The following is a 20,117-nucleotide window of genomic DNA, read 5'->3' on the forward strand; positions in this document are numbered from 1 at the left end:
AAGCCGCATCGGGGCAAAGCCCCAAAGGAGCTGGACACATGAACTCCGAAGTCATGAATCTCTTCAACCCGCAGGTGCAGACCGAAACTTTCGACAGCATCCGCATTTCCATCGCCAGCCAGGAGAAAATCCTGTCATGGTCGTTTGGTGAGATCAAAAAGCCGGAAACCATCAACTACCGCACGTTCAAGCCTGAACGCGATGGTCTTTTCTGCGCGCGTATCTTTGGCCCGATCAAAGACTACGAATGCCTGTGCGGCAAATACAAGCGCATGAAATACAAAGGCATTATCTGTGAAAAGTGCGGCGTTGAAGTTACGCTGTCGCGCGTGCGGCGCGAGCGTATGGGGCACATCGACCTCGCTTCGCCAGTCGCTCACATTTGGTTCCTGAAGTCTCTGCCTTCGCGCATCGGTCTTCTGCTGGATCTTACGCTTAAAGACCTTGAGCGCGTTCTGTACTTCGAAAACTTTGTTGTGATTGAACCCGGCATGACGCCGCTCAAAGAGTTCCAGCTTCTGTCCGAAGAAGAGCATATGATCGCTCAGGAAGAGTATGGCGAGGAGAACTTCACCGCCATGATCGGCGCTGAAGCGATCCGCGAAATGCTCTCAAACATCGATCTTGAAAAGCTCGTCAATGACTTGCGTGTTGAGATTGCAGAGACAACCTCTGAACTGAAGTACAAGAAACTCTCCAAGCGTCTAAAAACGGCTGAGGCCTTCCTTGATTCCGGCAACCGCCCGGAATGGATGATTATGAAGACGATCCCGGTAATTCCACCGGACCTGCGTCCGCTGGTGCCACTGGATGGTGGCCGTTTTGCAACGTCTGATCTGAACGATCTGTACCGCCGGGTGATCAACCGTAACAACCGTTTGAAGCGCCTGATGGAACTTCGTGCGCCGGATATCATCATCCGCAACGAAAAGCGCATGTTGCAGGAGTCTGTCGACGCTCTGTTCGATAACGGTCGCCGCGGCCGCACGATCACGGGCGCCAACAAGCGCCCGCTGAAATCGCTGTCTGACATGCTCAAGGGCAAGCAGGGCCGCTTCCGCCAGAACTTGCTCGGCAAACGGGTCGACTATTCCGGTCGTTCGGTCATCGTGGTTGGTCCGGAACTGAAACTGCACCAGTGCGGCTTGCCCAAGAAAATGGCGCTCGAACTCTTCAAGCCGTTCATCTATGCGCGCCTTGACGCCAAGGGCTATTCGTCCACGGTCAAGCAAGCCAAAAAGCTGGTCGAAAAAGAAAAGCCCGAAGTTTGGGATATCCTCGACGAGGTTATCCGCGAGCATCCGGTTCTGTTGAACCGTGCGCCGACGCTTCACCGCCTTGGTATTCAAGCGTTTGAACCCACGCTCATCGAAGGTAAAGCCATCCAGCTTCACCCGCTCGTCTGTGCGGCGTTTAACGCTGACTTTGACGGTGACCAGATGGCCGTTCACGTGCCGTTGTCGCTGGAAGCTCAGCTTGAAGCACGTGTGCTGATGATGTCGACCAACAACATTCTGCACCCGGCCAACGGTCAGCCGATCATCGTGCCGTCGCAGGACATCGTTTTGGGGCTCTACTATCTGTCGATTGAGGCAGAGAATGAGCCCGGCCAGGGCATGGCATTTGCCGATGCCGGTGAGATGCAGCACGCGCTGGACAATGGCATTGTGACTATGCACACCAAAATCAAGGGCCGGTTTACCCGTGTTGATGATGAAGGCAACGAGATTGCTGAACTGCACGACACAACGCCGGGCCGCATGTTGATTGGTGAGCTTCTGCCGAAGCGTCCGGGCATCACCTTTGATATCTGCAATCAGGAAATGACCAAGAAGAACATCTCCGCGATGATCGACAAGGTTTACCGGAATTGCGGGCAGAAGGACACGGTGATCTTCGCGGACCAGATCATGAAGCTTGGCTTCACCCATGCTTGTAAAGCTGGCATTTCGTTCGGTAAGGACGATATGGTGATTCCGGATACAAAGGTTGGCATGGTTGCCGATACGCAGGCGCTGACCAAGGAATTCGAGCAGCAATACAATGACGGTCTGATCACGCAGGGCGAAAAGTACAACAAGGTTGTTGATGCTTGGGCGAAGTGTGGTGACAGAGTTGCCGATGAAATGATGGACGGCATTCAGGCTACTCAGTTTGACGAAAACGGCCGCCAGAAACAGATGAACTCGGTCTACATGATGAGCCGCTCCGGTGCGCGTGGTTCGCCAGCGCAGATGAAGCAGCTGGCTGGTATGCGCGGTCTGATGGCCAAGCCTTCTGGCGAGATCATCGAGACGCCGATCATCTCGAACTTTAAAGAAGGTCTGACCGTGATGGAGTACTTCAACTCCACCCACGGTGCCCGTAAGGGTCTGGCAGACACGGCTTTGAAAACGGCTAACTCCGGTTATCTGACACGTCGTCTTGTTGATGTTGCCCAGGATTGCATCATCAACGAAACCGATTGCGGCACGTCGAATGGTTTGACCATGCAGGCAATTGTTGATGCTGGCCAAATGGTAGCGTCCTTGGCGCAGCGCATTTCAGGCCGCGCAGCGGCTGAAGATGTTGTCGATCCAGAAAGCGGTGATGTGATCGTTGCTGCTGGTCAGTCGATTGAAGAGACAGATGCTGAGCGCATTGAAGAGGCTGGCATCCAGCAGGTGAAAATCCGTTCTGCGCTGACGTGTGAAACGCGCACAGGCATTTGCGGCACCTGCTATGGCCGTGACCTTGCGCGTGGCACGCCCGTTAACATGGGTGAGGCTGTCGGCGTTATCGCCGCTCAGTCTATCGGTGAGCCAGGCACGCAGCTTACCATGCGTACCTTCCACATTGGTGGCACGGCAAACGTAGTGGATTCCTCGTTCATTGAGGCTTCTTACGAAGGCGAAGTGAAAATCCGTAACCGCAACGTGGTGCGGGACTCGGAAGGACGCTTGATGGTGATGGGCCGCAATATGGCCGTGGAAATTCTTGACGAGAAGGGCGGTGAATTGGCTGTCCACCGCGTCACCTACGGTTCGCGCCTGCATGTTGATGATGGTGACAAGGTCAAACAAGGCGAGCGTATCGCCGAGTGGGATCCGTACACGCGCCCAATCTTGACGCCGGAAACTGGCATCGTGGAATTCGAAGACCTGCTGGAAGGCGTGTCTGTGACCGAATCTGCGGATGAGAACACCGGCATCACCAAACGCACAATCATTGATTGGCGTACAAATCCGCGCGGTGCTGATTTGAAGCCTGCGCTGGTGGTGAAAGACAAGAAGGGTAATGTCATGGTCTCCGAGCAGGGTGGCGAAGCTCGCTTCCTGCTTTCGGTCGACGCTATTCTGTCAGTCGAGCCAGGTGCTGAAGTCAAAGCTGGTGACGTGATCGCGCGTGTGCCGCTGGAAAGCGCCAAAACGAAAGACATCACGGGTGGTCTGCCACGGGTGGCGGAGCTTTTCGAAGCGCGGCGTCCAAAGGATGCGGCTGTGATTGCGGAAATCGACGGCACGATCCGATTTGGCCGCGACTACAAGAACAAGCGTCGCATCCACATTGAGCCTGCGGATCCAGAAGCGGAACCAGCAGAATACCTGATCGCGAAAGGCAAGCCGTTCCACTATCAGGATGGCGATCCGATCGAGAAGGGTGATTATATTCTGGATGGCAACCCTGCGCCGCACGACATTCTTGCAGTCAAAGGTGTGGAGGCGCTTGCGTCTTACCTCGTTGATGAAGTGCAGGAAGTCTACCGTTTGCAGGGCGTGGGCATTAACGACAAGCACATCGAAGTGATTGTTCGTCAGATGCTCCAGAAGGTCGAATTGACTGACCCTGGTGAGTCGGGCCTTGTGCGCGGCGAGCAGATGGACCGTATCGAGATGGACCTGATGAACGAAAAGCTGGCTGAGGAAGGGCGCAAGCCAGCCGAAGGCGAGCCTGTTCTGCTGGGCATCACGAAAGCGTCGTTGCAGACCCGTTCGTTCATCTCGGCCGCATCGTTCCAGGAAACGACCCGTGTGTTGACGGAAGCGGCTGTTGCCGGCAAGTCCGATACGCTGGAAGGCCTGAAAGAGAACGTTATTGTTGGTCGCTTGATCCCGGCCGGCACGGGCGGCGTAATGAGCCAGGTGCGTCGTATCGCAAATGCGCGTGATGATCTGATCATTGACGAACAACGCAAAATTCACGAGGCGGAAGCTGCGCTTCTTGAGGACCAGAGTGAGGGAACAGAGGCGGCTGAATAGCCACTTTGTCCGTTAACGATAAAATGTAAGGCCGCCGAGGGAACCCTTCGGCGGCCTTTTTGTTTCTTGCCGTGTGACATTGCTCACAGTAGGCTTCCCGATAGGGGCGCAGAATGAGGACGACGAACAGTCGTTTGAACAGCGCAGGGTGGGTGTTTCATGAGTAAGTTGGGCTTTTTTAGAATTGGTCGTGGTTTGGATCTCTCCCGAACGGCTGCTTCGATTTTCGTTCTTTCGGGCGTTGTGGTTCTTCAAGCCTGCTCAAGTAGCCAAACGCTAACCAGCGCTTACGCTCCGCCTACGTCACCTTCGGTCATGCGGACTGCTGCCGTCCATGCTGGCAAGGCGGATCACGCGAGTTTCGTCGCTCGTGATCAAGCGTATGCCGCTAGGCCAGAGCCTCAGACGTTTGACTATCCGTCCATTTATGCTGCTAAAAACGACGATGGCATTCAGATTTCGGCGTTCGACTATACAAAAATGTCACCGCGCTACCTTCGCCAACAAGTGCGCTACTTTGGTCCGGAGCGGCCTGGAACAATCGTAATTGATGCTAAGCGAAAGCATCTCTATCTGGTTGAGCGCAACGGTATGGCCATGCGCTACGGAATTGCCGTGGGCAAAGAGGGATACGGTTGGACGGGAAATTCTGTTCTGCAATGGAAACAGAAATGGCCCACTTGGACCCCCCCGAAGGAAATGATTGAGCGCAAGCCTGAGCTTGCTAAATATGCCGAAGGGTTGAAGGGCAGTCCTGCAAATCCGCTGGGTGCGCGTGCCATGTATCTGTTCAAGAACGGCAAAGATACGCTCTATCGCATTCATGGCACCGACAAACCGTTTTCCATTGGCAAGGCCGCGTCGAGTGGATGTTTCCGTATGATCAACCAAGATGTGATTGATCTGTATGACCGGGTGAACCGTAAGGCGTCTGTTCAAGTTCGCACGCAGGTTGCACAAAATCTTGTGCAGGAAAGCAGCCGCTAGGCTTGGTCGGTCACAATCGGCGTATCATCTCTGCCACCCCATTCGCTCCATGATCCGTCGTAGAGACGGTGGTTTGAATGACCGGTGCTTTCCAAGGCCAACGAGATGATCGCTGCGGTGACGCCTGAACCGCAAGTGGTTATCACCTCTTCGTCACGGTTTATGCCAGCGGCATCGATTTTGGCCCTTAAATCAGAAATATTGAGCAGCTTTCCGTTTTCGGAAAGGGTGGTTGCTGGTAGGTTTTTTGCCCCCGGCATGTGGCCAGATCGCATCCCAGCACGCGGTTCGGGTTCCACTCCGGAAAACCGTCCGGCTGGTCGGGCATCGGCAACTTTGGCCGCGCCGTCTTCAATTGTCTGGCCCATTTCCTCAAATCCAATCACGGCCTTTGCGTCGAAATTCGGCACGAACAGTTTGGGGTAGATCGGTGCTGTTCCGGCCTCCACAGGCAGGCGATGCTCTATCCATTCCGGCAACCCGCCATCCAAAATCACCACTTTGGCCGCGCCCATAATGCGGAAATTCCACCATGCGCGGGCGGCTGAAAACAAGCCTGAACCATCGTAAACGACGATTGTATCGGTGTGCGAGATGCCCAGTTTGCCTGCTTCACGGGCAAAGTGTTCGGGCGATGCAAGCGTGTGAGGCAAGGCGGCTTCTGGTTCGCTGAAAGCGTCGATATCGAAATAGACGGCTCCTGGAATGTGCATCGCGTCGAATTCGGCCCGTCCGTTGCGGCCCATTGTTGGCAGATACCAAGACGCGTCCACAATCGAAACGGTTGGATCGTCGAGGCGCACAAACAGCCAATCGGTGTCTACGACAAAAGGACTTTTCATGGGGTGCTCTTTCAGTCGAGTTTGGTCCAGCAGGCCGCACCGGCTGCTTCCAGCGCTTTGCAGGGCAGTGCGCGGGTCGGCAGGTCTTCGACATTCATAATACGAAGGGCGAAGTCCTGGCCGTTGCGGCAGCGCAGCGAAAACCAGTCGGCCCCCGCTTTTTCACCCATGAAAAGATACGTCGTTACCTGACCACAATTGAAGCCGGACTTGCCTATTGCTGCGGTAAACAACGTCGAGCGTTTGCCTTCGGATTGGGCTTCCAAAGCGTCGTTGGCTTTGCCTGCAAATGCTGGCGAGACATTAATCGCGCTCGCTATGGCAACAATTATGGCTTGTCGTTTCATAACTTTATCCCTGTGGAAGCTTACCGAACCGAATCCGCATCCGGCGGTTTTCGCGTCCCTTCTTTTCGATTTTGCCGATATGCATGGCACCCAGTTCGCCCGTTTCCGAAACGTGGGTCCCGCCGCAAGGCTGGCTGTCTATCGCCGCATCCTCGCCGATGCAGACAAGGCGAATTTTGCCAACACCGCGTGGTGGCTTCACGTTTTTGGATTTCACCAGATCGGGGTTGGCATCAAGTTCCGCTTCCGTGATCCAGCGCGTGAAGACCGGATGATTGGCCGAAATGAGTTCCATCATCCGCTCGGTCAGTTCCGCCTTGTCAGCGGTGTCCGTCATATCGAAGTCAATGCGGCTGTCGGCTTCACTCACCGATGCGCCTGTAATTGGCAGCGGACAGATGACAGAGAGTAGATGGCAAGCGGTATGCATTTGCATCAAGCGGTAGCGGCGGTCCCAGTCGATATGAGCCACAAGAGGTTCCCCGATTTCCGGAACGACTTCGCCCTCCGCTGGAATATGAATGATCGTTTCCTTGCCGCCCTCGTCGTAAACGGTTGTGGCGATTTGAACCTTGGTGCCATCAGCCCGTTCGAGGAACCCGGTGTCGCCAGGCTGTCCGCCAGATGTTGCGTAAAAGTTGGTCGCATCAAGGATGATTCCACCGCGTGCGCTCACGTCTACAACCTTTGCCTCGTATGTGCTCAGGTAGGCGTCTTCTGCGAACAGTTGGCGTGTCACGTTTCGACCTCTTCAAACGGAATGTCGATGTTGGAATGGCGCTCCATCCAGTCAGGCACAGGCAGTTCTTTGGAGCGGAGGAATTCTGGGTTGAACAGCTTGGCCTGATAGCGGGTGCCATAGTCGCACAGAATGGTCACGATTGTATGGCCTGGGCCGAGATCGCGGGCCAGACGCATTGCGCCAGCGATGTTGATGCCAGAGGAACCGCCCAGCACCAGCCCCTCATGTTCCATAAGGTCGAAGACGATCGGCAGCGCCTCGCTATCGGGAATCATATAAGGGAAATCAACTTCCAATCCTTCAAGGTTTTTAGTGATGCGCGCTTGGCCGATTCCCTCTGTGATCGAGCCTCCTTCAGAGCGCAACTCACCATCCTTGTAATAGTGGTAGAGGTTCGCACCGCCCGGGTCGGCAAGACCAATTTTTACCTTCGGGTTTTTGGAGCGCAGGAAGTCTGCCGTTCCTGCCAAGGTTCCGCCGGAACCAACCGCGCAGATGAAGGCATCAACCTTGCCATCGGTATCGCGCCAGATTTCAGGGCCAGTTGTGTCGATATGAGCTTGTTTGTTGGCCACATTATCGAATTGGTTGGCCCAAATGGCTCCTTGCGGATGGGTTTCATTCAACTGTTTGGCAAGGCGCTCCGACAGACGGACGAAGTTGTTCGGGTTGGAGTAGGGGGCGGGCGGAACTTCAATCAGTTCTGCGCCGAACGCCTTGATCGCGTCTTTCTTTTCCTGGCTCTGGCTGTTGGGGATGACGATCACCGAGCGGTAGCCAAGTGCATTCCCCACCATTGCAAGACCAATGCCGGTATTGCCAGCAGTTCCTTCCACGATCAGTCCGCCTTTGCGGATGGCGCCAGCTTGTTCTGCATGGCGTATAATCGATAAAGCTGCGCGGTCTTTGACTGATTGGCCGGGGTTGAGAAACTCGGCCTTACCGAGAATTTCGCAGCCGGTCTCGTCTGAAACCTTGTTCAGTCGGATGAGCGGTGTGTTGCCGATGGCGGCGATGACGTCAGGAAAAACGGACATGGATTGATCAGCCGGTGAATGGTGAAATGAGATTTAGCGCTGTGCTGATGATGGAGCAAGGAATGGTGTTCGTCCAATTGGCAGGAGCCGGGGAAATCTTGCTCAAACGGCCCTTTGTGCGGCATCGATTTCATCGCTAAGGCGGTCAACATCCTCGCGCGTGAGCGGAAAATTCCACATCATTGCGACTGCCGGAATTTTAAGGGCGATTGGTCCCCAACCGTAAAAGAAGCCAAGCAGGGTGATGCCGATTGCCGTTGACTGCGCATCTTGTGCCGGGTCGAACCCAAAGACTCCGAGCACTGGGAAGGCAATGCCGACGGCCAGCGCCAGCGCCAGCTTTGTTGTTAGGCTCCACGCCGCAAAATAGGTGCCGGAACGTTGTTCACCTGAACGGGCAGTATCAACGTCAATAACGTCGGCTTGGATGGCTGGTGGCAGCGTCAGATCTGCGCCCAAAGCGAGACCCGATAGCACGCATATTGCGCCAAAGCCGTAGATGGAGCCTTCCGGTAAGAAGGGTGCAGGGGAGAACACGACAATGGCAAAGATCATCGCGATACACCATGCGCGGTGCTTCGACGTACGCTTTGCCAACCAATTCCAGAACGGCACTCCGATGACGCCAGCGAGGAAGTAGACGAACAGAAATGCGCCGCGTTGGTCGCCAAGACCCAAGCGTTCGGAGACGTAAAGTAGGAACAGAGTGGCGGCGATAGCATTCCCAAGACCGTTCAACAAAAAGGCGCTGACAAGCCGTACGAATGGGGCGTTGCGGATCATGTGACCCAAACCATCACTCAGATTAACGCGCGTTCGGCTGCGTTCGCGGGGTTCAGGCACAAAGAACAGGGTGATAGTCACGAATACTGGTAGCGTGAGTGCGATACCGACTGCCAGCAATGCGAGCCCGTGAAAGGCAGCAGGGTCGCTCCACCCCAAGGTGAACGGCACAGCGATGGCGACCAGTGTTCCTACGAGAATTAAGCCTTCGCGCACAGCGGCAACACGAGAGCGGCCTTCATAGGATGTGTCCAGTTCAGCGCCCCATGCTGTGTAGGGAAGAATGGCGCCGGTATAGCCCAACGAGAGGACGAGCGACCAAACTCCAAGATGCCAGAGGCCAGCATCGGCAGGGGGCCAAAACAGGTTCCAAGCGCCCAGCAGGGCGATTGGAACGAAGGCTGTGAACCATACCTTGCGTCTGCCCCAAGCCGGGCGCCAACGGTCCGATAGCCAACCGATCAACGGGTCATTGACCGCATCGAACAGCCGCACGAACAGCAACGTTAGACCAATTGCCTCGACCGGCAGTTTGAGGCTCTCCGCATAGAAGGTGGGCACGACCACGTACAGCGGCAGCGTGAGAGCAGCCAGCGATATCGCTGGAAGGCCGTATGCTATGAGGCGAGGAAGGTTTAGGGTCATTGATTGGCCGCGTTCTCATTAGCGTGCGGCCAGTGCCGCATCGCTTCAGACGCGCTCATAAACGATCTGACGCACATCAATCGTGTCAGATTTGAAGCCAGCCTCACAGTAGTGGAAATAAAACTCCCACATGCGTTTGAAGCGGGTGTCGAAGCCCAATGGTTCGATTGTCGGCCACGCCTTCCAAAAGCGGTGACGCCATTCCTCCAGAGTTTCGGCGTAGTCATAGCCGAAGGCACGGGTGGAGACTTGTTTCAGATCGAATTTCGCGCCGAGGTCCGTGAGAATTTTGGCTGTCGGTAGCATTCCGCCAGGGAAAATATACTTCTGAATGAAATCCGGTGATTTGCGATAGCCCTCAAAGTCCTCATCCTTGATCGTAATGATTTGGACGCCTGCTCTGCCACCCGGTTTCAGGCAGGTTTTCACTTGGGAGAAATAACTGTCCCAGTACTGTTCACCTACCGCTTCGAACATCTCGATTGAAGCGATGCGGTCGTAGAGGCCTGTTTCATCTCGGTAGTCTTGGAATTTGATGGTCACAAGATCGGACAAGCCAGCTTTTTGCATTCGTGCTTTTGCAAAATCGTACTGCTCTTGGCTGATCGTCAGGCAAGTAACTTTACAGCCGATATTTTTTGCGACGTATTCGGCAAAACCGCCCCAGCCACAGCCAATCTCTAGAACGTGATGATGCTTTTCGATGCCGGTGCGTTCTGCGAGGGATTTGTATTTCGCATCCTGGCTTTCCTCCAGTGAGTTAGCGCCGTCACGGAATATGCCTGAAGAGTATGTCATGCTTGGATCAAGCCACTGCGCGTAGAAGGTGTTGCCAAGGTCGTAATGGGCGGCGATGTTGCGTTTTGAGCCGCGTTTGGAATTGCGGTTCATCCAGTGGCGCAACGATGTTACGAAATTGACCAGAAAGTTCTTCTGAAAAAAGCCGTCGGCACCGTGTCCGCGCGAATTCTCGAGGAAGAGCTCAAGGAATTGGGTCACATCGGGGCTGTCCCACTCGCCCTCTATGTAGCTTTCGGCAGCGCCCATCGAACCGGCGGTCAGCACACGGCGCACCAAGCCCCATGTATGCAACACTGCCTCTCCGTGATGGCCCGGATTTGGGCCTTTGAAACGAAACGTTTTTCCACCAGGAACGGTGACCTGAACCGAGCCGTATTTCATCAATGTGAGATTGCGCATGACGAAAGCGACGCGACGCGGCAAATCGGCCAGCGCTTCGCTCAAATTCTCATTGTTCAGGTCAATTACGTCGTCTTGGCGCATCAGGGTCCCGTTTTGTGTCATTGTTTATTTCACAAGCACGCTTCGCGCTTTGTCCTTTGTGGACGCCGAACCAGCCCGTCCGATGCGATTATTGGCGTCCGATCCACAAGCGGTCAAGCGAGGTCATCGAGCATACCTTAAACGGGGTGTTTCACCCTTTGGTTTCGTTGAGGGCTGCAAGTGCTTTTTCGCGGGCCGTTTTGTGATCGACAATTGGCATAGGGTAGGTATCTCCTAATTTTACCCCGGCGTCGCGCAGCACGGTCAGCGGCGCTTCCCAAGGCATATGGATGTGTTTGTCGGGCAGTTGAGCCAATTCCGGGATATATTGACGAATATATTCGCCTTTTTTGTCGAACTTCTCGCTTTGCATCATCGGGTTGAAGATGCGGAAGTATGGTGCTGCATCGGCGCCGGAACCTGCCACCCATTGCCACTGCGCAGGGTTCGAGGCTGGGTCGCCATCCACAAGACAATCCCAAAACCAGCGTTCGCCCTCTCGCCAGTCAATCAACAGATGCTTAACGAGAAAAGATCCGACGATCATGCGCACTCGATTGTGCATCCAGCCCGTCTGATAAAGCTGTCGCATACCGGCATCAACAATAGGGTATCCCGTCTTACCCGTTTGCCATGCGGTGAGAAAGGACGCGTTGTTCGCCCAAGGAAAAGCGTCGAACTTTTCGTTGAAATTTTTCTCGTGTAGTGACTGAAAATTATGGAGCAGGTGGTACGAAAACTCTCGCCAAACCAACTCTTTAACCCAGGTCTCACGGGCGCTGTCTCCAGCAGTGCGGCGCTGGTCGTGGGCTGCATGCCACAATTGGAACGGGCTGATTTCACCAAAACGCAAGTAAGGGGAAAGGCGCGAAGTCCGGTCTGGTCCGGGGTGGTCGCGGGCTTCATCATACACGCGCAAATCGTCGGCAAGAAAGTGCTCCATCTGTTCCTGTGCCGCATCTTCTCCCGGAGTCCATTTATCCGCAATCGTCCCGGACCAATCGGGTTTTGAGGGGTGCAAGCCCCAAGAAGCGAGATCGTCGCTTTTAGGGTAAGAATCAGGTGCTTTTAGTTCTCCCGGCGCAGGAAGTGGCTGGCGCACATCGGCTTCAGCGCGAAATGTTTTCCAAAACGGGGTGTAAACCTTGTAGGGGTTGCCTGTCTTGGTGCGAACCAGCGCTGGTTCGTGCATGAGCAATGCCTTGAAGCTCTTAGCTTCGATTCCACGGTCGGTTAGTGCTGACTTGATGCTTGCATCCAGCTTTTCTTCGCTTTCTCCGTACCGACGATTCCAGACTACTGAAGCCGCGCCCGTTTCCTTCACCAGTTCATCAATTACACGATCTGCAGGGCCGCTGCGAAAAATCAGGTGATTGCCCTTTTTTTCAACGGCTTGATTCAGTTTTTTTAGCGATTGATTCAGCCACCACTTTTGAGCTGCGCCCAGCGGACGGATGCCGGATGTTTGTTCGTCGTGGATATAGACGGCAACGACAGGGCGACCAGCTTCGGCTGCATGACACACGGCCGGGTTGTCCAACAACCGCAAATCCTGACGAAACCACATGAGGGTTGGTGCGGATGCTTCCGTCATGGCTTGGCCCCTCGATATAAACGTGCGTTGCGGAAAGTGAACGGTTTTATCAACGATCTCGCCGCAATTTTACTCAATTTTAGGCATAGCCCGCTCAGAGTTTGTCAATATCACCTCTCGAAGGCTTCCAAAATGCGCAAGATCATTATCGGCTCAATTGCCGCACTCACGCTGACTGCCTGCACAACCGACCCGTATACAGGCCAGCAAAAGGTCTCCAGAACTGCGATTGGTGCCGGTGCTGGCGCTGCAGTGGGTGCTTTGGGCGGGCTTATCGTTGGTAAAACGACAAATGCAAGCACGCGAAAATCTGTATTGATTGGCGCGGGCATCGGCGCTCTTACCGGTGGCGGTGTTGGTCTGTATCAAGATCGCCAAGAGGCGAAGCTGCGCGAAGAATTGGCTAACACAGGCGTAAGCGTTACGCGTCAAGGTGATGTGATTATCCTCAACATGCCCAGTAATATCACCTTTGCTACCGATCAGGCGGACATTCGCAGTGAGTTTTTCCGCACGCTCAATTCCGTCGCGCTTGTTTTAAAGGAATTCGACCAGTCGCTGGTGAATGTTTATGGCCACACTGATTCTGATGGCTCTGATAGCTACAACCAGCAGCTGTCGGAGCGTCGCGCGGTTAATGTTGCGCAATATCTTGTGCAGCAGGGGACAGATTCGCGCCGCTATCAGGTTATCGGTTACGGCGAGGCGCAGCCTATAGCTTCCAATGCCACCGAAGAGGGCAAGGCGCGCAACCGCCGCGTCGAAATTCAGATCGCGCCGCTTACTCAGAGCTAAAAATTTTTCTCGGAATGAAAGAGCGTTGGCTCCCCGGGCCGGATTCGAACCAGCGACCAATCGATTAACAGTCGATTGCTCTACCACTGAGCTACCGGGGAACTTCGTTGTAGGGTCGGGCAGCATTTGCCTTGCCTTCAGCGATGCGCGCTCTTAGCAAAGGTTTTGGGCCAACCGCAAGGGCAAATTCGGCATATGGATTTGAAATCGTCAATGCCGGGAACACGTTTGGGGCGAACGGCACTGGGTGTGGCGCTGATTCTTGGGGGCATATTGGGCTTCTTGCCCATATTGGGCTTCTGGATGATCCCGCTTGGTCTTTTTGTTTTGAGTCAGGATTTTGCGTCAATTAGACGGTTTCGGCGCAAGCTGCTGGTGCGTTTCGGTAGGCGTTTTGGCGTTGGACAAAGCGTAAAAAGAAATGATGGGTCGGGCTCTTGATAAGCACGCGCTGTGATTTGGCGCTTGGCAAGGGCAAGGGCGTTTGTTAGACGATGCCGTCCCGCTCACCACACGGGATGCGCAACGGATGGCCTCTTGGCGGAGTGGTGACGCAACGGACTGCAAATCCGTGTACGCCGGTTCGATTCCGGCAGAGGCCTCCATCGCACCCAAACCAATTGCAAATCGTGTACGGCCAATAGCCATCTTGTGTATTGACCCACGCCCGCGCATTGGGTTTATCACGTATCAGGAAGCCCAGATGAAGCTGCCGATGGCAACATGATTGATTTCGAAAAAGCACGTATCACAATGGTGGATTGCCAGATCAGGCCCAATGACGTGACGTCGCACGATGTGCTGCGTGCGTTTGGCGAAGTGCCGCGCGAGATGTTTGTGACCGCCGCGCAAAAGCCGCTGGCCTATATCGATGAAGATCTGGCGATTTCCACCAACGGTGCCGGCGAAGACCGATACCTAATGGAACCAACGCCGATGGCGCGCTTGGTTCAGTTGGCCGACGTGACCAAAGACTGCATTGTCCTCGATGTTGGATGCGCTACTGGCTATTCAACAGCAGTGCTTTCGAGACTGTGTAATTCCGTTGTTGCGTTGGAATGCGATTCGGAATTGGTCGAAAGGGCTAGCCGCAGTTTGACCGAATTGGGATATGACAACGCCGTGGTTGTCGAAGGACCGCTAGAAAAAGGGTATCCGTCCGAAGGGCCATACGATGCAATCTTTATCGGCGGGTCCGTTGATTATGTTCCTGACGCTTTTCTTTCTCAGTTGAAAGAAGGTGCCAAACTGGTTTGTGTTGAGGGCCAAGGCAATTCGGCTGTTGCAAAACTGTACTTGAGAGAAGGTGGCGTGCTTTCTGGGCGTGTGGCATTCAATTGTGCGGTTCGGCCGCTTCCTGGCTTTGCGAGGGCGAGCGAGTTCGTGTTTTAATCAAACGCGTGAGACAGGCAGTCTCAACTCACCTTTACAATTTTAGAATTGTTGGTGAGGAAGCGGCCGGGCTATAGGCGGTGTGGCTTTGTCGCGGTAGAGGTTTATTCATCGTGGTGCGTTAGGCTCTTCAGGTGTTCAGATTGGGTTGCGTAACGATGAGTGTTTCCAAAATTCTTGGCGGTAGTCTGGTGGCGGTGTTGCTCGCCCAGCCAGCAAGCGCGGAGTCGATCCGTTCAGCGCTCGCCAGTGCTTATGATTCAAATCCGGAATTGAATGCCCAGCGGGCGGCAACACGCGCCAACGACGAGAATCTGCCTCAGGCCCAAGCCGGGTACCGTCCAACCATCTCGGCCAACGCCAGCGCTGGGTTGAGACAGTCCGACAGCAATATCGGTGGTGTAACCAACACGACCCCTTACGGCTATGGCATTCAGATTTCACAAGCTCTGTTTTCCGGCTTCAGAACCGTAAATTCCGTGCAGGCTGCAAAAGCCGGTATCCGCGCGTCGCGTGAGACGCTGCGCAATGTTGAGCAGAACGTTCTGCTCAACACCGCTATTGCATACGCCAACGTCTTGCAGTCGGGCGAACTGGTGTCGATTCGTAAGCAGAGCTTAGCTTTCTTGCGGGAGCAGGTGCGTTCTTCACAAGCGCGGCTTGATGTGGGCGAAGGCACGCGCACAGATCTGGAACAAAGCCGAGCGCAATTGTCCCGTGCACAGGCGCAACTGCAAGCGGCACAAGCTCAATTGCAGGCAAGTCGCGCCAATTATCGCCAATTGACAGGACGCGAGCCGACCAATCTGAAATGGCCCAGCGGCCCGGCACGCCTGTATCCTCGCTCGCAGTCCCAAGGTATTGCAATCGCGATGGCGGAACATCCTGCCATCCGCGCTTCGCAACACCTGGTGGACGCACAGGCATTTAATGTGAAAGTGGCTGAAGGCGCATTGCTTCCAACTGTTACGTTGAACGGTGGGGCCAACAAAAGCTTCAACCAAACCACCCAAGGAAGCCGCAATTCTTCGGTTGAGGCCACGGTGAATGTGCAAGTTCCCATCTATCAAGGTGGAGCGGAATATTCCGCCGTTCGTCAGGGCAAGCAAACTTTGGGCGAGCAACGCATCCTTGTTGACCAGGCCCGCGATCAGGTGAGAGCACAAGTCGTGTCGGCATGGACGCAACTGCAAGCCGCGCGAGCTAACCTTGATGCAAACCGCGCACAGGTTCGCGCGGCGCGCTTGGCGCTCGAAGGCGTTGTTGAGGAGCGCAATGTGGGGCAACGCACTCAGCTTGATGTTCTGAATTCCCAGACCACTCTGCTCCAGGCACAAGAGCTTTTGTTGAACGCGCGGCGCGACCGCGTGATTGCTGGCTACCAATTAGTCGCTGCTATCGGTCGGCTGAACAGTCGTCGATTAAACCTTCAGGTCGCGCATTATTCGCCGAAAGAACACGCCAAGCAGGTTGAAGACCGCTGGTTTGGACTTCGCACGCCCAGCGGTCGCTAGGCAGCGGGACCACTTTTCACAATTTTGATGTTGAGCATTCCACCTGAAGCATGTGTTTGCATGTAGCGGGTGCTGTTTACCATCGTCATCTGTATAGTCGTGGAAAACGAATCATAGGTGGTGCACGGCGCCGCTGAGTGGGCGACACAGGGTTCAACAATTTGGGTGGACCGGTCTCAATCGAGATGCGGTCAGTGAAATCAGGGTTTCAGGAACAGCATTATGGCAAATCCAGGCAACGCCGCGCCCCAGCAGGATATGAACGAGACGGTCGAAGAACCGTCGATGGATGATATCATGGCGTCCATCCGTCAGATTATCGCTGAAGATGAGCAAGCGAGCGGTGACAGCGTTTCCGAGCGTGATCGCTATACCCACCCAACAAATCCATCCAACGTGAACGACCCTGTCTCCAGCAGCCAGTCCGAGCCAGACCTGATGGCCGCGATGCAGCGCGAGATGGAAACGGTGGTCAAAGAAGAAGTCGCCTCGCAAATGGAAGCGCCTGTTGCTGATGCACCGCCAATTCCGATGAAGCCTGCATTGGGCGCTGCGGCTGCGGTTGCTGCGGCTTCCATCCAAAACCGTGTGCACGCAACGCCACCACAACCGCCACTTTCTGCGGTTGATGATAAAGGCCTGACGCTTGAGCAACGCTTGGAGAAATACCGCACGACGGCCATGCGCAGCGAAGAATTGCGGAAGAAGAACGAAGCGGAGCGCGAGGCACTGCGCAAATCAGTTTTGGGTGCGCAGGAGCGTGTAGAAAAAGCCATTCCTTCTGCTGTTGATACTTCGGTGACACCGCAGGCAGTGGCGGAGGCTTTGATGAATGCCAGCGGCGCAACCATCAGTTCCGACCTGACTGAAATCATGCGCCCCGTTGTCCGTCAGTGGTTGTCCGACAACCTCTCCGGCATCGTTGAGCGGCTCGTGCGCGAAGAGATTGAGCGCGTATCACGCGGTCGCAAACTGGGCTAGCGCCCCTTTCGCTTCCATTTGTTGACAGTGTTGCGTCCGTTGTCTTTACACGGTGCAATGTTTTTCGCGTGTCGGACCAGACTAACTCATGCTTGAAAAAATCTATGATGCCGCAAGCGTTGAACCGCGCATTGCGAAGAAATGGGACGAGGCAAACGCCTTTGCCGCTGGTGCTGGTGCAAAGCCGGGCGCTGAACCGTTTTGCATCGTCATTCCGCCCCCGAATGTTACCGGCTCGCTGCATATGGGCCATGCGCTCAACAACACGTTGCAGGACATTCTGTGCCGTTTTGAGCGGATGCGGGGCAAGGACGTGCTTTGGCAACCGGGCATGGACCATGCGGGTATTGCAACGCAGATGGTGGTTGAGCGTCAACTTATGGAACGTCAGCAACCCGGCCGTCGCGAAATGGGACGGGAGGCTTTTGTCGAAAAGGTCTGGGAGTGGAAAGAGGAATCTGGCGGCACGATCTTTAACCAGTTGAAACGCCTCGGCGCGAGCTGTGACTGGTCGCGTGAACGCTTCACGATGGATGAGGGTCTGTCGGAAGCGGTGCTGGAGGTTTTCGTCAAACTCTACAACGAGGGTCTCATCTATCGCGGCAAGCGGCTGGTCAACTGGGATCCGCATTTCGAGACGGCGATTTCCGATCTTGAGGTCGAGAACATCGAAGTCGATGGCCATATGTGGCACTTCAAATATCCGCTCGCGGACGGTGCTACCTATGAATATGTCGAGAAAGATGAAGACGGGAATGTGACCCTGCGCGAGACGCGGGACTATATTTCCATCGCCACCACACGTCCGGAAACCATGCTTGGCGATGGCGCTGTTGCCGTTCATCCGTCCGACGAACGCTATGCGCCGATTGTTGGCAAATTGTGCGAAATTCCCGTCGGCCCGAAAGAGCACCGCCGACTGATTCCGATCATCACGGACGAATACCCCGATCCTGAATTCGGTTCCGGCGCAGTGAAGATCACAGGCGCGCACGATTTCAACGACTACCAAGTTGCCAAGCGAAACAACATTCCGATGTATCGGCTGATGGACACGAAGGCCGCGATGCGCGCCGATGGTGCGCCTTATGCCGAGGAAGCAGCGAAAGCCAACGCGCTGGTTTCTCAGGGCGGTGAGCCTGACGAAAACTATGTCGATGCCATCAACCTCGTGCCGGAAGAATATCGCGGGCTTGATCGTTATGATGCCCGCGAAAAGGTTGTGGCCGATATAACGGCTGAAGGCTTGGCCGTCATGGTGCTGGACGAAGAAGGGAACCAAGTCCCGCTCGTCGAAAACAACAAACTTCAGGCTCCCTATGGCGACCGCTCCAAGGTCGTCATCGAGCCAATGTTGACGGACCAATGGTTCTGCGACGCCGAAACTTTGGCCCAGCCTGCTTTGGCTTCGGTCAAAGAGGGGCGCACGAACTTCGTGCCGAAGACGTGGGAAAATACGTATTACAACTGGATGGAAAACATCCAGCCTTGGTGTATCTCCCGCCAGCTTTGGTGGGGGCATCGGATACCCGCGTGGTTTGATCAAGACGGGAATATCTTCGTTGCTAAGAGCGAAGACGAGGCACAGAAAATTGCTGGAGCAGCAGTTGAGCTTGAACGCGATCCTGACGTCCTCGACACGTGGTTCTCGTCCGCGCTTTGGCCGTTTTCGACGCTGGGATGGCCCGAGCAAACGCCGGAACTTGCCAAATACTATCAGACTGACGTTCTCGTCACAGGCTTTGACATCATCTTTTTCTGGGTCGCGCGGATGATGATGATGGGCGATCATTTTATGAAGGATGCGGACGGCAAGCCTATCGAGCCGTTTCACACGGTCTATGTTCACGCGCTTGTGCGGGACAAGGATGGGCAGAAAATGTCTAAGTCCAAAGGTAATGTCATCGACCCGCTCGACCTGATGGACGAATACGGCACGGATGCGCTGCGCTTTACGCTGGCCATCATGGCCGCGCAGGGCAGGGACGTGCGGCTGGATACGGCGCGGATTGCGGGCTACCGCAATTTCGGAACCAAGCTTTGGAACGCCACCCGCTTCGCGCAGATGAACGAGGCGGCGTGGACGGATTTTGATGTTCGCGAGTCCAAGCAACAGCTTAACCGCTGGATTTTGACCGAGTTTGGCAAGGCCGTTGACGAGGTAACGGAAGCGATTGAAAAACTGCGCTTTAACGATGCCGCCGCTGCCGCTTACCGCTTTACTTGGAACACGTTCTGCGACTGGTATCTGGAACTGCTGAAGCCTGTGTTTGGCGGTGAAGACGAAGCCGCAAAGGCGGAATCGCAGGCTGTTGCCGCGCACGTTCTCGACGGGATTTACAAACTGCTTCATCCGTTCATGCCTTTCATGACGGAGGAATTGTGGGCCTCTACTGCAAGCCGCGATAGCCTGCTGTGCCATGCCGATTGGCCGAGCGCGGAACTGCGCGACGATGCGGCGGCGGACGAGATCAATTGGCTGATCGATCTGGTCAGCCAGGTGCGTTCCGTTCGTTCCGAAATGAACATCAAGCCGAGCCTGCAAATGCAGTTGGAAGTCGTGAATGCGAGCGAAGAAACCAAGGCACGGCTGGCGCGCAATGACGGTGCCATCAAGCGCCTTGCGCGGTTGGAAACTGTCGCGCTCGCCGATGCCGCGCCGCAGGGAGCCGCGCAGATCGTCGTCGGTGAAGCCACGCTGTGCCTGCCGCTGGACGGAGTTGTTGATTTCGCTGCAGAGAAAGCACGGCTTGAAAAAGAACTGGCCGGGCTCGACAAAGACATCAAGCAGATCAGCGGCAAGCTCGCCAACGAGAAATTTGTCGCCAACGCGCCCGATGCGGTGGTGCAGGAAAATCGGGATCGCTTGTCTGATGCGACAGGCAAGCGGGAAAAGGTGGCCGAAGCGTTGGAGCGCATCGCGGGCCTGGCATAGG

At 55.1% G+C, this 20,117-nt stretch carries 15 protein-coding genes and 2 tRNA genes; 9 read left to right on the top strand and 8 right to left on the bottom strand.

Annotated elements, in window-relative coordinates:
• The first annotated feature begins 38 nt into the window (after positions 1–38).
• Positions 39–4,238, top strand: coding sequence for a DNA-directed RNA polymerase subunit beta' (rpoC, locus tag ACFQ14_RS13625; RefSeq protein ID WP_377213309.1), 4,200 nt, complete (start codon positions 39–41; stop codon positions 4,236–4,238).
• A 159-nt stretch (positions 4,239–4,397) separates the two neighbouring features.
• Positions 4,398–5,225, top strand: a complete 828-nt coding sequence (locus ACFQ14_RS13630) for a L,D-transpeptidase (protein WP_377213310.1) — start codon at positions 4,398–4,400, stop codon at positions 5,223–5,225.
• On the opposite strand, the gene sseA is transcribed toward ACFQ14_RS13630, so the two are convergent.
• The 7 genes from sseA to ACFQ14_RS13665 form a co-directional block, all read right to left on the bottom strand.
• Positions 5,222–6,067 (bottom strand): 3-mercaptopyruvate sulfurtransferase, encoded by an 846-nt coding sequence (gene sseA, locus ACFQ14_RS13635; protein WP_377213311.1) that lies wholly within the window; start codon positions 6,065–6,067, stop codon positions 5,222–5,224. The genes ACFQ14_RS13630 and sseA overlap by 4 nt on opposite strands.
• 11 nt (positions 6,068–6,078) lie before the next feature.
• The gene (locus ACFQ14_RS13640) at positions 6,079–6,414 is read right to left on the bottom strand and encodes a hypothetical protein (protein WP_377213312.1); all 336 of its coding nucleotides are present in this window, start codon (positions 6,412–6,414) and stop codon (positions 6,079–6,081) included.
• A gap of 4 nt (positions 6,415–6,418) precedes the next feature.
• On the bottom strand, positions 6,419–7,153 hold the full coding sequence (locus ACFQ14_RS13645; protein ID WP_377213313.1) for an alanyl-tRNA editing protein: 735 nt from the start codon (positions 7,151–7,153) through the stop codon (positions 6,419–6,421).
• Positions 7,150–8,193 (bottom strand): cysteine synthase A, encoded by a 1,044-nt coding sequence (locus ACFQ14_RS13650; protein WP_377213314.1) that lies wholly within the window; start codon positions 8,191–8,193, stop codon positions 7,150–7,152. Before ACFQ14_RS13650 ends, ACFQ14_RS13645 begins: the two co-directional genes overlap by 4 nt.
• A gap of 102 nt (positions 8,194–8,295) precedes the next feature.
• On the bottom strand, positions 8,296–9,621 hold the full coding sequence (locus ACFQ14_RS13655) for an MFS transporter (protein ID WP_377213315.1): 1,326 nt from the start codon (positions 9,619–9,621) through the stop codon (positions 8,296–8,298).
• Positions 9,622–9,666: 45 nt separating this feature from the next.
• Positions 9,667–10,926 carry a class I SAM-dependent methyltransferase gene (locus tag ACFQ14_RS13660; RefSeq protein ID WP_377213316.1) on the bottom strand — a complete coding sequence of 420 codons (1,260 nt, stop codon included), beginning with the start codon at positions 10,924–10,926 and terminating at the stop codon, positions 9,667–9,669.
• Positions 10,927–11,056: 130 nt separating this feature from the next.
• Complete coding sequence (locus ACFQ14_RS13665) at positions 11,057–12,499, bottom strand: cryptochrome/photolyase family protein (RefSeq protein ID WP_377213317.1); 1,443 nt, start codon at positions 12,497–12,499, stop codon at positions 11,057–11,059.
• Positions 12,500–12,631: 132 nt separating this feature from the next.
• Between ACFQ14_RS13665 and ACFQ14_RS13670 the strand changes: the two genes are divergently transcribed.
• Positions 12,632–13,294, top strand: coding sequence for an OmpA family protein (locus ACFQ14_RS13670; RefSeq protein ID WP_377213318.1), 663 nt, complete (start codon positions 12,632–12,634; stop codon positions 13,292–13,294).
• A 26-nt stretch (positions 13,295–13,320) separates the two neighbouring features.
• Here ACFQ14_RS13670 and ACFQ14_RS13675 read toward each other — a convergent pair.
• Positions 13,321–13,395 (bottom strand) — tRNA-Asn (locus tag ACFQ14_RS13675).
• A 94-nt stretch (positions 13,396–13,489) separates the two neighbouring features.
• Between ACFQ14_RS13675 and ACFQ14_RS13680 the strand changes: the two genes are divergently transcribed.
• The 6 genes from ACFQ14_RS13680 to ACFQ14_RS13705 all read left to right on the top strand — a co-directional run bounded on the left by ACFQ14_RS13680 (position 13,490) and on the right by ACFQ14_RS13705 (position 20,116).
• On the top strand, positions 13,490–13,735 hold the full coding sequence (locus ACFQ14_RS13680) for a hypothetical protein (protein ID WP_377213319.1): 246 nt from the start codon (positions 13,490–13,492) through the stop codon (positions 13,733–13,735).
• A gap of 90 nt (positions 13,736–13,825) precedes the next feature.
• A tRNA-Cys gene (locus ACFQ14_RS13685) sits at positions 13,826–13,899 on the top strand.
• Positions 13,900–14,017: 118 nt separating this feature from the next.
• Positions 14,018–14,686, top strand: a complete 669-nt coding sequence (locus tag ACFQ14_RS13690) for a protein-L-isoaspartate O-methyltransferase family protein (protein ID WP_377213320.1) — start codon at positions 14,018–14,020, stop codon at positions 14,684–14,686.
• Positions 14,687–14,844: 158 nt separating this feature from the next.
• The gene (locus ACFQ14_RS13695; protein ID WP_377213321.1) at positions 14,845–16,200 is read left to right on the top strand and encodes a TolC family outer membrane protein; all 1,356 of its coding nucleotides are present in this window, start codon (positions 14,845–14,847) and stop codon (positions 16,198–16,200) included.
• Between the two features lie 222 nt (positions 16,201–16,422).
• On the top strand, positions 16,423–17,181 hold the full coding sequence (locus ACFQ14_RS13700) for a PopZ family protein (RefSeq protein ID WP_377213322.1): 759 nt from the start codon (positions 16,423–16,425) through the stop codon (positions 17,179–17,181).
• An 88-nt stretch (positions 17,182–17,269) separates the two neighbouring features.
• Positions 17,270–20,116 carry a valine--tRNA ligase gene (locus ACFQ14_RS13705; protein ID WP_377213323.1) on the top strand — a complete coding sequence of 949 codons (2,847 nt, stop codon included), beginning with the start codon at positions 17,270–17,272 and terminating at the stop codon, positions 20,114–20,116.
• Position 20,117: the final 1 nt, after the last annotated feature.

The organism is Pseudahrensia aquimaris (assembly GCF_042676045.1).
GTDB lineage: Bacteria > Pseudomonadota > Alphaproteobacteria > Rhizobiales > Rhizobiaceae > Pseudahrensia > Pseudahrensia aquimaris.

Excerpts from the sequence above, each read along its gene's own strand:
- ACFQ14_RS13680 (WP_377213319.1), top strand. The coding sequence starts at position 13,490 with ATGGATTTGAAATCGTCAATGCCGGGAACACGTTTGGGGCGAACGGCA.
- ACFQ14_RS13700 (WP_377213322.1), top strand. The coding sequence starts at position 16,423 with ATGGCAAATCCAGGCAACGCCGCGCCCCAGCAGGATATGAACGAGACG.
- ACFQ14_RS13640 (WP_377213312.1), bottom strand. The coding sequence starts at position 6,414 with ATGAAACGACAAGCCATAATTGTTGCCATAGCGAGCGCGATTAATGTC.
- ACFQ14_RS13650 (WP_377213314.1), bottom strand. The coding sequence starts at position 8,193 with ATGTCCGTTTTTCCTGACGTCATCGCCGCCATCGGCAACACACCGCTC.
- sseA (WP_377213311.1), bottom strand. The coding sequence starts at position 6,067 with ATGAAAAGTCCTTTTGTCGTAGACACCGATTGGCTGTTTGTGCGCCTC.
- ACFQ14_RS13705 (WP_377213323.1), top strand. The coding sequence starts at position 17,270 with ATGCTTGAAAAAATCTATGATGCCGCAAGCGTTGAACCGCGCATTGCG.
- ACFQ14_RS13665 (WP_377213317.1), bottom strand. The coding sequence starts at position 12,499 with ATGACGGAAGCATCCGCACCAACCCTCATGTGGTTTCGTCAGGATTTG.
- ACFQ14_RS13690 (WP_377213320.1), top strand. The coding sequence starts at position 14,018 with ATGATTGATTTCGAAAAAGCACGTATCACAATGGTGGATTGCCAGATC.
- ACFQ14_RS13695 (WP_377213321.1), top strand. The coding sequence starts at position 14,845 with ATGAGTGTTTCCAAAATTCTTGGCGGTAGTCTGGTGGCGGTGTTGCTC.
- ACFQ14_RS13660 (WP_377213316.1), bottom strand. The coding sequence starts at position 10,926 with ATGACACAAAACGGGACCCTGATGCGCCAAGACGACGTAATTGACCTG.
- ACFQ14_RS13655 (WP_377213315.1), bottom strand. The coding sequence starts at position 9,621 with ATGACCCTAAACCTTCCTCGCCTCATAGCATACGGCCTTCCAGCGATA.
- ACFQ14_RS13670 (WP_377213318.1), top strand. The coding sequence starts at position 12,632 with ATGCGCAAGATCATTATCGGCTCAATTGCCGCACTCACGCTGACTGCC.
- rpoC (WP_377213309.1), top strand. The coding sequence starts at position 39 with ATGAACTCCGAAGTCATGAATCTCTTCAACCCGCAGGTGCAGACCGAA.
- ACFQ14_RS13630 (WP_377213310.1), top strand. The coding sequence starts at position 4,398 with ATGAGTAAGTTGGGCTTTTTTAGAATTGGTCGTGGTTTGGATCTCTCC.